Source organism: Microbulbifer maximicatervae (SeqCode) (assembly GCF_052468295.1).
Genome location: NZ_CP174340.1, coordinates 5,121,723 through 5,134,848, shown reverse-complemented (window position 1 = coordinate 5,134,848; position 13,126 = coordinate 5,121,723). Strand labels below are relative to the sequence as shown.

At 54.7% G+C, this 13,126-nt stretch carries 13 protein-coding genes; 7 read left to right on the top strand and 6 right to left on the bottom strand.

Translation table 11 applies throughout. The features are described 5' to 3' along the window. Positions 1-18 precede the first annotated feature (18 nt). From ACJJIQ_RS22655 to coq7, 6 genes are all read left to right on the top strand, one after another. Positions 19-1,254 (top strand): DUF3426 domain-containing protein, encoded by a 1,236-nt coding sequence (locus tag ACJJIQ_RS22655; RefSeq protein WP_445363105.1) that lies wholly within the window; start codon positions 19-21, stop codon positions 1,252-1,254. A 259-nt stretch (positions 1,255-1,513) separates the two neighbouring features. Further along, on the top strand, positions 1,514-2,452 hold the full coding sequence (gene dusB / locus ACJJIQ_RS22650) for a tRNA dihydrouridine synthase DusB (protein WP_444959379.1): 939 nt from the start codon (positions 1,514-1,516) through the stop codon (positions 2,450-2,452). After that, the gene (fis, locus tag ACJJIQ_RS22645; RefSeq protein WP_020411495.1) at positions 2,449-2,757 is read left to right on the top strand and encodes a DNA-binding transcriptional regulator Fis; all 309 of its coding nucleotides are present in this window, start codon (positions 2,449-2,451) and stop codon (positions 2,755-2,757) included. Before dusB ends, fis begins: the two co-directional genes overlap by 4 nt. Positions 2,758-2,900: 143 nt before the next feature. Next, a complete protein-coding gene (gene purH / locus ACJJIQ_RS22640) occupies positions 2,901-4,472 on the top strand; it encodes a bifunctional phosphoribosylaminoimidazolecarboxamide formyltransferase/IMP cyclohydrolase (protein WP_445363104.1) in 1,572 nt (523 codons plus the stop codon). A 191-nt stretch (positions 4,473-4,663) separates the two neighbouring features. Further along, complete coding sequence (gene purD / locus ACJJIQ_RS22635; RefSeq protein ID WP_445363103.1) at positions 4,664-5,968, top strand: phosphoribosylamine--glycine ligase; 1,305 nt, start codon at positions 4,664-4,666, stop codon at positions 5,966-5,968. Positions 5,969-6,024: 56 nt separating this feature from the next. Further along, positions 6,025-6,669, top strand: coding sequence for a 2-polyprenyl-3-methyl-6-methoxy-1,4-benzoquinone monooxygenase (gene coq7 / locus ACJJIQ_RS22630; protein WP_108731610.1), 645 nt, complete (start codon positions 6,025-6,027; stop codon positions 6,667-6,669). Positions 6,670-6,753: 84 nt separating this feature from the next. Here the strand turns inward: coq7 and ACJJIQ_RS22625 are convergent, their stop codons facing one another. Beyond that, positions 6,754-7,161 carry an OsmC family protein gene (locus tag ACJJIQ_RS22625; RefSeq protein WP_282934442.1) on the bottom strand — a complete coding sequence of 136 codons (408 nt, stop codon included), beginning with the start codon at positions 7,159-7,161 and terminating at the stop codon, positions 6,754-6,756. Between the two features lie 301 nt (positions 7,162-7,462). On the opposite strand from ACJJIQ_RS22625, the gene crp reads away from it, so the two are divergent. Continuing rightward, positions 7,463-8,113: a cAMP-activated global transcriptional regulator CRP gene (crp, locus tag ACJJIQ_RS22620; protein ID WP_051089460.1), complete on the top strand. Its 651-nt coding sequence runs from the start codon at positions 7,463-7,465 to the stop codon at positions 8,111-8,113. A 79-nt stretch (positions 8,114-8,192) separates the two neighbouring features. Here crp and trpC read toward each other — a convergent pair whose 3' ends face one another. From trpC to trpE, 5 genes are all read right to left on the bottom strand, one after another. Beyond that, positions 8,193-8,990, bottom strand: a complete 798-nt coding sequence (trpC, locus tag ACJJIQ_RS22615; protein ID WP_445364847.1) for an indole-3-glycerol phosphate synthase TrpC — start codon at positions 8,988-8,990, stop codon at positions 8,193-8,195. Next, on the bottom strand, positions 8,984-10,033 hold the full coding sequence (gene trpD / locus ACJJIQ_RS22610) for an anthranilate phosphoribosyltransferase (protein WP_445363102.1): 1,050 nt from the start codon (positions 10,031-10,033) through the stop codon (positions 8,984-8,986). Before trpD ends, trpC begins: the two co-directional genes overlap by 7 nt. Positions 10,034-10,106: 73 nt before the next feature. After that, on the bottom strand, positions 10,107-10,685 hold the full coding sequence (locus ACJJIQ_RS22605; RefSeq protein ID WP_282934444.1) for an anthranilate synthase component II: 579 nt from the start codon (positions 10,683-10,685) through the stop codon (positions 10,107-10,109). Further along, complete coding sequence (locus tag ACJJIQ_RS22600) at positions 10,682-11,545, bottom strand: ion transporter (RefSeq protein WP_444895314.1); 864 nt, start codon at positions 11,543-11,545, stop codon at positions 10,682-10,684. Before ACJJIQ_RS22600 ends, ACJJIQ_RS22605 begins: the two co-directional genes overlap by 4 nt. Further along, the gene (trpE, locus tag ACJJIQ_RS22595; protein WP_445363101.1) at positions 11,532-13,043 is read right to left on the bottom strand and encodes an anthranilate synthase component I; all 1,512 of its coding nucleotides are present in this window, start codon (positions 13,041-13,043) and stop codon (positions 11,532-11,534) included. The genes ACJJIQ_RS22600 and trpE overlap by 14 nt, the downstream gene beginning before the upstream one ends. Positions 13,044-13,126 lie beyond the last annotated feature (83 nt).

The window sequence follows — 13,126 nt, the reverse complement described above, 5'->3', positions numbered from 1 at the left end:
AAACTGCGCTCTAGTCGAATGTCTCAACTGGTAACCCGCTGCCCTCATTGCAGCACATCATTTCATATTAATGACCAGCAACTGCGCGCTGCCCGTGGAGCCGTTCGCTGTGGGTCTTGCCTGCAGGTGTTTCGCGCAGATGAAAATATCGTTTTCTCAGAAAGTGATAGCGAGAGTCGCAATGATTTGGAGGCTTTGCTGGAAGACGATGACTTCCTGATCCACGACGATATCGAGCTCGACGAGGACGAACCCGCCACCCCGCCATCTCCACCAGCTGTAGATCAAACTGCCGGTCGGGAGAGTGCAACCAATGAGGGGGCACCTGACAGCGCACCCAAATCTGAACCAAAAGAATATAGTGCAGCAGCGCAGGAATTAATTGGTGACGCCTTTGGCGACCATGAGTGGCAGGAGCTGGAAACATCTCACACCGAAGAGGAAGCGGAACCCGAAGAGGACCTGGATAAAATCCTCAAGCCAGACTGGGAAGAACTTCCTGATTTTGATTCTGACCCTTCGCCCGAGTACAACGGCCAACCTGAAGTACCGGAGTTTGAAACTTCTAGCTCCCTCGCTGAGGAATCGTCTTGGGACAACAATGAGCCTGCAGTATCAACCGAGTCTGTAGATACACCTCCCCCCACTGAGGAAAGCCGCCAGGAGCCTTACTTCGGTGGCGAATCTACCACTGCTGAAGAGCCGCAGCGGGAGCAATTGATCTCAGCCATCCAGCCCGCGCCTGTGGAGATGTCGTGGGGAGTCCCCAAAAAGAAACGCACAACCTCTCCCTGGCTATGGCGTGCATTGATTCCCCTATCGATCCTCGGCATAGTGATTCAGGTTGCATACTTCCAGTTCGATAGCCTCAGCCGCAAACAGCCCTGGCGCGACTTCTATGCTGCCGCCTGCCCACTATTCGGCTGCACCTTACCTCAACTAAAAGATACCCGGGCGATCCAGGCCACAAACTTAATGGTGCGTACCCACCCGCAGCTGCAGGGCGCCCTGGTAGTGGATGCAGTGCTGCTAAATACCGCCCCCTACGCGCAACCCTTCCCCAACCTGTTGCTGAACTTCAGCGACCTGAAGGACAAGGCTGTGGCCAGTCGCCGGTTTACCCCGAACGAGTACCTACAGGGGGAGTTGGCCGGACGCAAACTAATGCCCCAGGACAGCCCCATTCATATCGCGATTGAGGTGGTTGACCCCGGTGCAGAAGCGGTAAACTACGAGTTGAACATCACTCACTGAGCGCACACAAGCACCCCGGCCAAGTTTTTAGCAAAGGGGATTTGGCGCCATAAACAACCAAACCTGCGCATTCAGCAGGCTAAATGGACAGTGTTCGATCAAATTGCCCGCTTTTTCGCTTTGCCATTAACGGGCCAGCCGCTATCATAGGCGGCTGTTTTGCCGGGGCACAGATTGCCCTTCCTACAGCCCAAATGGAGCTACCGTGTCTACTGCCATTGGCCCCTATATTATCGACAACCCGGTAATTCTGGCGCCCATGGCCGGTGTCACCGACCGCCCCTTCCGCCAGCTGTGCCGAGAACTCGGCGCCGGATTGGTGGTTTCGGAGATGGTGACCTCGGACACTCGCCTGTGGAACAGCCGCAAGTCCCGCTTGCGCCTGGATCACGGTGGCGAAGCGGCGCCCATATCGGTGCAGATCGCCGGCGGTGATCCTGAGATGATGGCGGAAGCCGCTCGGGAGAATGCTCGTCGCGGCGCGCAAATCATCGATATTAATATGGGTTGCCCGGCAAAAAAGGTGTGTAAGAAAGCAGCGGGCTCCGCCCTGCTGCGGGATGAAAAGCTGGTAGCGGATATTCTTCAAGCCGTGGTCCAGTCTGTTTCCGTCCCGGTGACGCTAAAGATCCGCACCGGCTGGTGCCCGGATTCCCGCAATGGCGTCACTGTAGCCAAAATGGCCGAGGATTCCGGGATCGCTGCACTGGCGGTTCACGGTCGCACTCGCGCCTGTGGCTACCACGGACAGGCTGAATTCGATACCATTGCCGAAATTGTATCCAGGGTAAAAATCCCGGTTTTTGCCAATGGCGACATCTGCAGTGCTGAGAGAGCCCGAGAGGTGCTCGATTACACTGGCGCATCGGCGGTCATGATTGGCCGTGCAGCACAGGGACGACCATGGATTTTTCGGGAAATAGCCCACTATCTCGCCACTGGCGAGCGGCTACCCGAACCGACATTGGATGAAGTCAGGAATATTTTGCTCGCCCATTTGGGCGAACTACACCGATTCTACGGTGAAGTGATGGGGGTCCGTATCGCTCGCAAACATGTGAGCTGGTACTTGAAGACGCTCGCGGATAGCGAGTCCTTCCGCAAGACCTTTTTCCAAATAGAGAGTGCAGAAGTACAACATGCCAGCGTTCACGAGTGGTTTGAACGCCGAATAACGAGAGGGGCACAAGCGGCATGAATAACGAAGTATTGATTCCGGATACTGGCAATGAAGAAGTATCCTCCAGGGGACAGACTCAACTGGCACAGCCACAGCAGCAGTCCCTGCGCGATGCCGTCGAGCACGCAATGGAGAACTACTTCCGCCACCTGGATGGCCAGATGGTAACCGATGTCTACGACATGGTGCTGTCGGAGATCGAAGCGCCCATGCTCGAAGTGGTGATGAAATACACCCGTCACAACCAGACCCGCGCCGCGCAATTACTGGGTCTCAACCGTGGCACCCTGCGCAAGAAGCTGAAGCGCTACGGCCTGCTGTAAGCTTCCCACCGAGCGAAATTTTGAAGGGGGATGAGGTAACTCATCCCCCTTCGCTATTTTCCCGGCAGCGTTTTTGTTGCCACAGTGGACAACCGCTAAAACCCTTTAAACATCCTTTTCGAAAACCAGTTGGATCAAGTGCAATGACAGACAAGGTTTCCATCCGCCGCGCTCTAATTAGTGTCTCTGACAAGAGTGGCATTGTAGAGTTCGCTCAACAGCTCTCCGCAATGGGGGTTGAGATTCTTTCCACCGGCGGAACCCACCGCCAGCTCAAGGAAGCGGGTATTCCCGTGGTAGAAGTTTCCGACTACACCGGCTTCCCCGAAATGATGGACGGCCGTGTCAAAACTCTGCACCCGAAAGTACACGGTGGCATTCTGGGGCGCCGTGGTACCGATGATGCCATCATGGGCGAGCACGGTATCACCCCGATCGATATGGTGGTGGTTAACCTCTACCCCTTCGCTCAAACCGTTGCCAAGCCCGACTGTTCCCTAGAAGATGCTATCGAGAATATCGATATCGGCGGCCCCACCATGGTTCGCGCTGCCGCCAAGAACCACAAAGATGTCACTATCGTGGTCAATGCCAGCGATTACGGCAACATCATCGAAGAAATGAGAGATAACGATGGCACTTTGAGCCACGCCAGCCGCTTTGACCTTGCGGTAAAAGCCTTTGAGCACACGGCGGGCTATGACGGCGCTATTGCCAATTACCTGGGCGCCATTAAAGGCGAAGAAAAGCAGCTGTTCCCGCGCACCTACAACAGCCAATTCATCAAGAAACTGGATCTGCGCTACGGTGAGAACCCGCACCAGAAATCCGCTTTCTATACCGAAGCCAACCCAGCTGAGGCCAGCATTTCCACTGCTACCCAGCTGCAGGGTAAAGAGCTGTCCTATAACAATATCGCCGATACCGATGCCGCGCTGGAGTGCGTCAAGTCCTTCGAGCAACCCGCTTGCGTGATCGTTAAACACGCCAATCCCTGTGGTGTGGCAATTGCTGAAGATATTCATAAGGCCTACGACCTGGCCTTCGCGACCGACAGCGAATCCGCCTTTGGCGGTATCATCGCCTTCAACCGGGAACTCGATGGCGCCACTGCCCGCGCTATCGTCGAGCGACAGTTTGTTGAAGTCATCATCGCACCGTCAGTCTCCGAAGAGGCCAAACAGGCCGTTGCCGAGAAGAAGAACCTGCGCCTGCTGGTATGCGGCCAGTGGAGCAGCGAGCGCACCCCGGCGCTGGACTACAAGCGCGTTAATGGCGGCCTGCTGGTTCAGGACCGCGACGACGGCCTGATCACCGCTGCCGACCTGAAAGTGGTCTCCAAGCGCCAGCCCACTGAAGAGGAAATCCGCGATCTGCTGTTTACCTGGAAAGTGGCCAAGTTCGTAAAATCTAATGCCATCGTATACGGCAAAGACGGTCGCACTGTGGGCGTAGGCGCAGGCCAGATGAGCCGCGTAAACTCCGCGCGTATCGCCGCGATCAAGGCCGAGCACGCCGGCCTCGCTGTTGCAGGGTCCGTTATGGCTTCCGATGCCTTCTTCCCCTTCCGCGACGGCATCGATAATGCTGCCGCTGTAGGAATCCAGGCGGTCATCCAGCCCGGCGGCTCCATGCGCGATGAAGAAGTGATCGCCGCAACGGACGAGCACAATATGGCCATGGTATTTACCGGTATGCGCCACTTCCGCCACTAAGATTGTACGCCCGCAAATGCTTACTGCTACGGGCTATGATCAACGGGCTGGGAAGTATCGATACTTCCCAGCCCGCACAAATCATTGGAATCCAGGGGCGAGACTCAGGCCCCAGAATCAATTCCACGTTAAACTAGCACACCTATAACCTGTGCAATGGACCGGATCGGTCGACTTAGGGGGATTTAAGAATGAACGTATTGGTTATCGGATCAGGTGGCCGCGAGCACGCTCTGGCGTGGAAAGCAGCGCAAAACCCAAATGTCGGCACCGTCTATGTTGCCCCAGGCAACGCCGGCACTACCCGCGAACCCAAGCTGGAAAATATCGCGATCGGTGTGGATAACTTCGCCGCCCTGGCAGATTTCGCCGAAGAAAATGGCGTAGAACTAACTATTGTCGGCCCGGAAGCACCGCTGGTAGAGGGCGTTGTCGATTTCTTTAATGCCCGTGGCCTCGCCATTTTTGGCCCCAGCAAAGGCGCCTCCCAACTGGAGGGCTCCAAAGCCTTTACCAAGGACTTTCTCGAGCGCCACAGAATCCCCACCGCTGCCTACCGCAATTTCACCGAAGTGGAGCCGGCGGTTGCCTACATTCGCGAGCGCGGCGCGCCCATCGTGGTTAAAGCCGACGGCTTGGCTGCGGGCAAGGGTGTAATCGTTGCCGAAACCGAAGAGCAGGCTGAGCTCGCTGTACGCGATATGCTGTCTGGAAACGCCTTTGGTGAAGCCGGCTGCCGCGTGGTTATCGAGGAGTTCCTCCAGGGTGAGGAAGCGAGCTTTATCGTGATGGTGGATGGTGAAAATATCCTGCCGATGGCCACCAGCCAGGATCACAAGCGCGTTGGCGATGGCGATACCGGCCCCAATACGGGCGGTATGGGTGCCTACTCCCCGGCACCGGTGGTGACCGACACCATTTACCAGCGCATTGTGCAAGAGGTAATCGAACCCACCGTTAAAGGCCTGGCCTCTGAGGGTACGCCCTACACCGGTTTCCTTTACGCCGGCCTGATGATCGACAGCGACGGTACTCCGAAGGTTATCGAGTACAACTGCCGCTTTGGCGATCCGGAAACCCAGCCAATTATGATTCGTCTGAAGTCGGACCTGGTCGACCTGTGCATGGCTGCTCTGGACAAGAAGCTGGACACTGTCACTGCTGAGTGGGACCCCCGCCCGGCCCTGGGTGTGGTACTTGCCGCGCACGGCTATCCCGGCAGCTACCGCAAGGGCGACGCCATCAGCGGCCTGGACAAAGCAGACGGTGACAACGCCAAGGTCTTCCACGCCGGTACCGCACTGGATGGTGAGCGCGTAGTCACCAATGGTGGCCGGGTGTTGTGCGCCACAGCATTAGGGGATACCGTCGCTGAAGCTCAGGAAAATGCCTATGAATCAGCTCGGGCTATCTACTGGGACGGTGTGTTCTTCCGGAAAGATATCGGCTACCGCGCTGTCGAAAGAGAAAAGGTTTCTGCAGAGCAGCAGGACTAACAGCTGGCATCGGCGGCCGCTCATCAGCGGTCGCCTTCCACAGGGAGCAGAATACTATGAGTAAACGCAGCCTCAGCGGACTCGACCGCCTGTTAATTCAAGCGGATCGGGCTCTGCGCACCCTGAGTCCCGGCGAACCCTGCCACGGCCGGGCATCCCCGGCCAAGGGTGAAGCCGAGACAGACCTCACCGACAGCGAACGCAAACACGCCGCTGGCCTTATGCGGGTCAACCATAGCGGTGAAGTCTGCGCCCAGGCGCTCTACCAGGGCCAGGCCCTGACCGCCAAGCTGCCCGAGGTGCGGGGGGAAATGGAGCGCGCTGCCGATGAGGAGATCGACCATCTGGCCTGGTGTGAACAGCGCTTGAAGGAATTGGACAGCCGCCCCAGCCTACTCAACCCACTGTGGTACGGCATGTCCTTTGGGCTCGGCGCCGCCGCCGGGAAAATCAGCGACCGAATCAGCCTCGGTTTTGTGGCCGCTACGGAAGACCAGGTGTGTAAACATCTTGAGAGCCACCTCGAAAAGCTTCCCGCCGACGACAAGAGAAGCCGTGCGGTAGTGGAACAGATGTTAATTGACGAAGACGAGCACGCCCACGCCGCACTGGCCGCCGGTGGTGCCCGCTTCCCCGCTCCGGTAAAAGGAGTGATGTCTCTGGTATCCAAAGTAATGACTTCAGCCAGTTATAAAATCTGACCGTTACTCTTCACTCACTAAAACGACTTGGATTTTAGGGAGGTTACGCCCAGTATCCTCCCTCCCTTCCCAGCTAATTTCTCTTCAAGCTTCTTCAACGCTGTAGCTGTGCACAATCTCGACACCCGCATTGCGCAACATGATGGAGCCTGAGCAGTATTTCTCTGCGGAGAGTTCCACTGCACGGGCAACATGGGATTCCTTCAATCCGCGACCGCGCACTACAAACTTCATTTCAATTCGCTCAAACGGCGATGGGGTTGTATCCGGGCGTACACCTTCCAGTTCACAATGACAGGAAATAATGTCTTGTCTCGCCTTCTGTAAAATACTCACCACATCGTAAGCCGCGCAGCCACCGACGCCCAGCAAAATCATTTCCATCGGGCGCACACCATTATTTGTGCGGCCGCCTTCCATCACTACCGAATTACCACTGCCGGCTTCACCGACAAAGGTTAAATCATTTACCCAGGTTACTTTCCCCTGCATCACTCCACTCCCATTAAAACTTCAGCGGCGAAGCTTAGCATATTGGCGAAGTCTATCCCGGCACCTGTATGTTTCCGGTATAGTGTCTGGTACGCCTCCGCGCGAAAGCCGAATGACGCATGATCAAATGCTTTTTCTATGAACGCATCGTGGTTTATGAAGTCCAAGCGACCCAGTGCCATAGTGTCACAGGTCACACTGCGGAACTTTGCCGCGGTCAGCCCCTGTTGGGGATTTTGTTTTCGCGCGATAATTCAATAGTGCTCAGCTGCTAAAGCCGGGATAGAGCACAAGACAAAAAATGAGGAATAAATCCGTGACGGTTGCTATCGAAGACCCCATGACTATCGGCAATATTGAAGACTTTCTGGCCCACTGCCACCGGCGTCGCTACCCGGCCAAGAGCACAATTATCTATGCTGGCGACCGCTGTGAATCCCTTTATTTCATTATGCGCGGTTCCGTTACAGTTCTGATTGAGGACGATGAAGGCCGCGAGATGATCGTTGCCTACCTCAACGACGGAGACTTTTTCGGTGAGATGGGCCTGTTCGATCAGGACACCCGCAGTGCCTGGGTCCGCACCAAAACCGAGTGTGAGGTGGCAGAAATCTCCTACACCAAGTTCCAGGAACTCACTCGCCAGCACCCAGAGTTTCTTTTTGCCCTGGCCACCCAAATGGCAGGCCGCCTGCGCAACACCACGCGCAAAGTTGGCGATCTCGCCTTCCTGGATGTCACCGGGCGTGTCGCTCGCACCCTGCTCGATCTCTGCAATGAGCCGGATGCAATGACTCACCCTGAAGGCATGCAAATAAAAATCACCCGCCAGGAAATTGGCCGTATTGTCGGCTGCTCCCGGGAAATGGTGGGCCGCGTATTAAAAACCCTGGAAGAACAGGGCCTGGTTTCCGTTAAAGGTAAAACCATGGTGGTGTACGGTACTCGCTAGTAACCGAATAAATACACCGCATAAAAAAAGGGCGATTTTTTATATCGCCCTTTTTTATTATTACTACTGGAGTAAGCGGTCAGTTAAACATTTCCATCAATTTCCTGCCCGGCTCCTCCTCCCGCATAAAGGCCTCTCCCACCAGGAAAGCATTGACGTTATGACCACGCATAGCCGCAACATCGTCTGTGGTATGAATACCGCTTTCCGTGACCACAAGACGGTCTTCGGGGATCATGTCCAGTAACTTAAAGGTATTTTCCAGCTGCACATCGAAAGTGTGCAGATTGCGATTATTGATGCCGATTAAGCGGTTAGGTAATGCCAGAGCCCTCTCCAACTCCTTGTGGTTATGCACTTCCACCAAGACATCCAAACCCAACTCCAAAGCGAGCCCGTTGAGATCCGCCATCTGTGGATCTTCCAGGCAGGCTGCAATCAGCAAAATACAGTCGGCTCCAATCGCGCGAGCTTCATAGATTTGGTAGGGATCAACGGTAAAGTCCTTGCGCAGCACCGGTAGGCGTACGGCATCCCGGGCCTGCTGCAAGTAATTATCTGCGCCCTGAAAAAAGTCCACATCGGTTAGTACTGACAGACAAGCCGCGCCACCTTTTTCATAGCTGGTAGCAATTTCTGCAGGAAGGAAATCCTCGCGAATCACGCCTTTACTGGGAGAGGCTTTTTTAATTTCGGCAATTACTGCAGCCTCACCAGTGGAAATCTTGCGATCCACTGCATCGACAAAGCCTCTCGCCGGTTCCTGATCCCTGGCGCGAAGGCGAACTTCGTCGGTGGAGCACTCAGCCTTGCGCTCGGCAACCTCTTGCCACTTGCGCTCGACAATTGTTTTTAAAATGGTCGGTGTACTCACGATTGAATTTCCTCTGGGCGAAACGCACTGGTAAACGCGGCAAGATCGTTAATTTTCTCTCCGGCGAGACCACTGTCGATAGCATCTTGTGCCATAGCGACACCTTGCTCTGCAGAGTGCGCAACGCCGCTGACATAAATTGCCAGGCCTGCGTTAAGCGCAATAATATCCGCGGCTTTTTGCCCCGCCTCAGTATTGCGCTTACCCAGCGCATCGCGAATCAGGGCAAGGGAGTCCTCGGAACCAGAAACACTAAGATCAGAGAGGTCACGGCGCTGCAAGCCAAAGTCTTCAGGCTTGAGGGTATATTCCTGCAAGGCACCATCCTTTAATTCCACAGCAAAGGTATCCGCAGCAATACTGGCTTCATCGAGCCCATCATCACTATGTAAAACCAGCACATGCTCTGAACCGAGCTTTTGCAGAACCTCAGCCAACAGGCGACAGTAGCGCTTGTCATACACACCAATTACTTTGCGCTTTACCCCCGCCGGATTTGTCATCGGCCCGAGTAAATTGAAGATGGTACGCAATCCCAGCGCCTTGCGCGATGGGCCAACGTGGCGCATCGCATTGTGAAAGCTGGGCGCAAACATAAAGCCAATACCGATAGTCTCTACGCATCGCGCCATCTGCGAGGGACTCAATTCCAAAAATACGCCGGCGTGCTCAAGCAGGTCCGCAGAACCACTACTAGACGTCACCGAGCGATTGCCATGCTTGGCTACCTTAGCTCCGGCGGCAGCTGCCACAAAGCTGCTCGCACTGGACACGTTAAACAGGTTGGCGCCATCACCGCCGGTGCCGACAATATCAACCGTGTTTTCCAGATCGAGCTCAACCTTTACCGCCAGCTCACGCATGGTTTCCACAGCGCCGACAATTTCATCGACTGTTTCCCCGCGAATGCGCAGTGCGATAAGGAGTGCGCCTATCTGAGACTCCAGCGCTTCGCCACACATAATCTGGCCCACGGTTTCGCGCATTTCTTCACGAGTAAGGTGTTCGCCATCCACCAGTTTGGCAATGGCCTGTTGAATATTCATTTTTCCCCCTTTGCCCCGCTCTGGTTATTGATTCTGGCGGGGCCTGCCCGCCGCGCACTTATTCTTCCGGCCCTCAAGACTCGATAAAGTTTCTCAACATATCGTGACCGTGCATGGTGAGAATCGACTCAGGATGAAATTGCACCCCTTCTACCGCTAATTCTCTGTGCTTCACGCCCATGATCTCGTCAATTTCACCATCCTCTGTCTCCGTCCAGGCGGTGATCTCCAGGCATTCCGGTAAACTGCTTTTCTCCACTACCAGTGAGTGATAGCGAGTCGCCTCAAACGGGTTGGACAAACCGTGGAACACCCCCAAATTGTTGTGCACTATAGGAGATGTTTTGCCATGCATAACCTGCCGGGCACGAACTACCCTGCCACCGAAGACCTGTCCAATACTCTGGTGCCCCAAACAAATACCCAAAATAGGGATACTGCCGGCAAAGCGGCGAATGGTATCGAGAGAAATACCCGCCTCATTGGGGGTACAGGGACCCGGCGAAATTACAATTTTCTCTGGCGCCATTGCCTCGATTTCTTCCAGGGTAATTTCGTCGTTGCGTTTTACCACCACTTTTGCACCCAGCTCTTCCAGGTACTGCACTACATTCCAGGTAAAGGAGTCGTAGTTATCGATCATTAAAATCATTGTGCGGCCCCCTTAGCCTCTGGTTGATAAGTGGATTCTTCCATTCTTTTTTGCAGGCGTGCGAGAGAGGCCTGGGTTGCGCGGAGTTCGCGCAGGATTTCGGTCTGGCTTGGAGGCAGACACATTTCATCCATTCGTCGCAATTTGGCCTCTTCCAGGTTATTCAAGACTACACCGATAAAGAGGTTAATCATTACGAACGCCCCCATGACCACAAAGCTGACGAAGTAAAGCCAGGCCCAAGGCATCGAATCCATCGCTGTATACATAATATCCGTCCAGTCCTCAAAGGTGACTATGCGGAATAAACTCAAAAATGCGATGGGTAAAGTGCGCCAGTGAGTTGGATCAATATCGTGAAATAGGAAATAGCCCGCTACACCATAGATATAGAAAATGATGCTCATCAACAAAGCAATGTGCATCATACTTGGCAAACTGCGCAAAAGCGTGTCCACCAGTGTGCGGAGTTCCGGGAATGCAGACACCAGCCGCAAAACCCTTAATACCCGCACCAAGCGCGCCAGGGTAGCTAGCGGCCCTGTAGCAGGAATCAAACTCAGTGCAATAATAGTAAAATCAAAGCAATTCCAACCACTGGCAAAGTAACGCCAGGGACGGGCCCCATGGGCAAAAATTTTAACCAGCGCCTCAATAACAAATGAGGCGAGAATCAGTTGATTAATAGCGCCCAGCAGCGTACCAAAGCGCTCCGTCACCCAAGTGGAAGTCTCCAACCCAACAGCGACGGCATTGAGCAGAATCATTCCGATAATAATTTGGTTAAATAACGGCGCTGCGACGACTCGCTCGCAGCGTTCAGCCAGGGTCAACTTTTGAGAAATACTAACTTCGCTCATCTTGCTCGATCTTTAAAGGGTCACTACTCTTGGCCAGCGCCATACCGGCAGCGCGGAAAAGCGCTCGGGCCTTATTCATTGTTTCATTCCACTCTGACTGTGGATCGGAGTCCGCCACCAGGCCAGCTCCCGCCTGCACATATAGTCGGCCATCCTTGATAACTGCTGTACGAATGGCGATAGCGGTATCCATATTGCCATTCCAAGCCAGGTAGCCAACCGCCCCACCGTAAATGCCACGCTTTTCTGGCTCCAGCTCATCGATAATTTCCATAGCGCGTATCTTGGGGGCGCCCGACAGGGTACCGGCCGGCAGTGCCGCGCGCAGAGCATCCATTGCGGTGAGGCCCGGCTTTAACCGGCCGACAACATTGGAGGTGATATGCATCACGTGGGAATAGCGCTCGACAAACATTTGGTCGGTGACTTTAACACTGCCAGTATCAGCCACCCTGCCGATATCATTGCGCCCCAGGTCAATCAGCATCAGATGTTCGGCGAGTTCTTTGGGATCTGCCAACAGCTCTTCCTCCAGGGCAAGATCCTCCTCCTCAGTGGCTCCCCGATGGCGGGTTCCCGCCAGAGGTCGCACAGTCATTTCTCCCTCTTCTAAATGCACCAAAATTTCTGGGCTGGAGCCCACTACATGGTGGTCACCCAGATCGAGGAAATACATATACGGCGAAGGGTTCAAACTGCGTAGAGCACGGTAAAAATTGAGTGGCGGCGCATCGAAAGGCGCAGACAGGCGCTGGGAGGGCACCACCTGCATCACATCACCGGCAAGCACATACTCTTTAACCCGGTCTACTGCGCGCTTAAAGTTGTCCTCGCCAAAGTGGGATTGGAATTCGCTCTCATCAATGCCGCGTCCATGCAAATCGAGGGGCACAGTATCCGGCAGCGGTTGTGCTAACTGGCCAACCAATTGGTCCAGGCGCTGCTGGGCTTTTTCATAGGCTGCTTCTTCAGCGGTATTTGCGTGGACAATCAGAATTACCGCACCGGCAAGATTGTCAAAAACCACCAATTCATCACTGACCATCAACAGGATGTCCGGGTTACCCAGGGTATCCGGCGGAGTACCGGCGGCCAGACGCGGTTCGATGTAGCGCACGCAGTCATAGCCAAAATAGCCCACTAACCCGCCATTAAAACGGGGCAGATCCGCTAATTCAGGCACCTGATAGCGCTGCTGAAACTGTTCAACAAACTCCAGAGGGTCGGCGGCGCTGTGGCTCTCTACAACCTCACCATCAGTTTCCACGGTGATGTCAGCGCCCTTAACCCTGAGCAGAGTCCGCGCAGGTAAACCAATAATGGAATAGCGTCCCCATTTCTCCCCGCCCTGAACCGATTCCAGCAAATAGCTGTAACGGCCTCCGGCCAGTTTCAAATAGGTGGACAGTGGCGTTTCAATATCCGCCAGTACACGCCTTACCAGGGGGATACGGTTATAACCCTCAGACGCAAGTTGAGCGTATTCAGTAGGGGTCATGGAGACTCCGATCAATTTTTCATTCTTTATGATTGGCGCCAGAGTATAAGCAGCGCCCACGGGAAAGGTGCCTCAATCGCCAA

Excerpts from the sequence above, each read along its gene's own strand:
- ACJJIQ_RS22655 (WP_445363105.1), top strand. The coding sequence starts at position 19 with ATGTCTCAACTGGTAACCCGCTGCCCTCATTGCAGCACATCATTTCAT.
- dusB (WP_444959379.1), top strand. The coding sequence starts at position 1,514 with ATGGCCGGTGTCACCGACCGCCCCTTCCGCCAGCTGTGCCGAGAACTC.
- fis (WP_020411495.1), top strand. The coding sequence starts at position 2,449 with ATGAATAACGAAGTATTGATTCCGGATACTGGCAATGAAGAAGTATCC.
- purH (WP_445363104.1), top strand. The coding sequence starts at position 2,901 with ATGACAGACAAGGTTTCCATCCGCCGCGCTCTAATTAGTGTCTCTGAC.
- purD (WP_445363103.1), top strand. The coding sequence starts at position 4,664 with ATGAACGTATTGGTTATCGGATCAGGTGGCCGCGAGCACGCTCTGGCG.
- coq7 (WP_108731610.1), top strand. The coding sequence starts at position 6,025 with ATGAGTAAACGCAGCCTCAGCGGACTCGACCGCCTGTTAATTCAAGCG.
- ACJJIQ_RS22625 (WP_282934442.1), bottom strand. The coding sequence starts at position 7,161 with ATGCAGGGGAAAGTAACCTGGGTAAATGATTTAACCTTTGTCGGTGAA.
- crp (WP_051089460.1), top strand. The coding sequence starts at position 7,463 with ATGAGGAATAAATCCGTGACGGTTGCTATCGAAGACCCCATGACTATC.
- trpD (WP_445363102.1), bottom strand. The coding sequence starts at position 10,033 with ATGAATATTCAACAGGCCATTGCCAAACTGGTGGATGGCGAACACCTT.
- ACJJIQ_RS22605 (WP_282934444.1), bottom strand. The coding sequence starts at position 10,685 with ATGATTTTAATGATCGATAACTACGACTCCTTTACCTGGAATGTAGTG.
- ACJJIQ_RS22600 (WP_444895314.1), bottom strand. The coding sequence starts at position 11,545 with ATGAGCGAAGTTAGTATTTCTCAAAAGTTGACCCTGGCTGAACGCTGC.
- trpE (WP_445363101.1), bottom strand. The coding sequence starts at position 13,043 with ATGACCCCTACTGAATACGCTCAACTTGCGTCTGAGGGTTATAACCGT.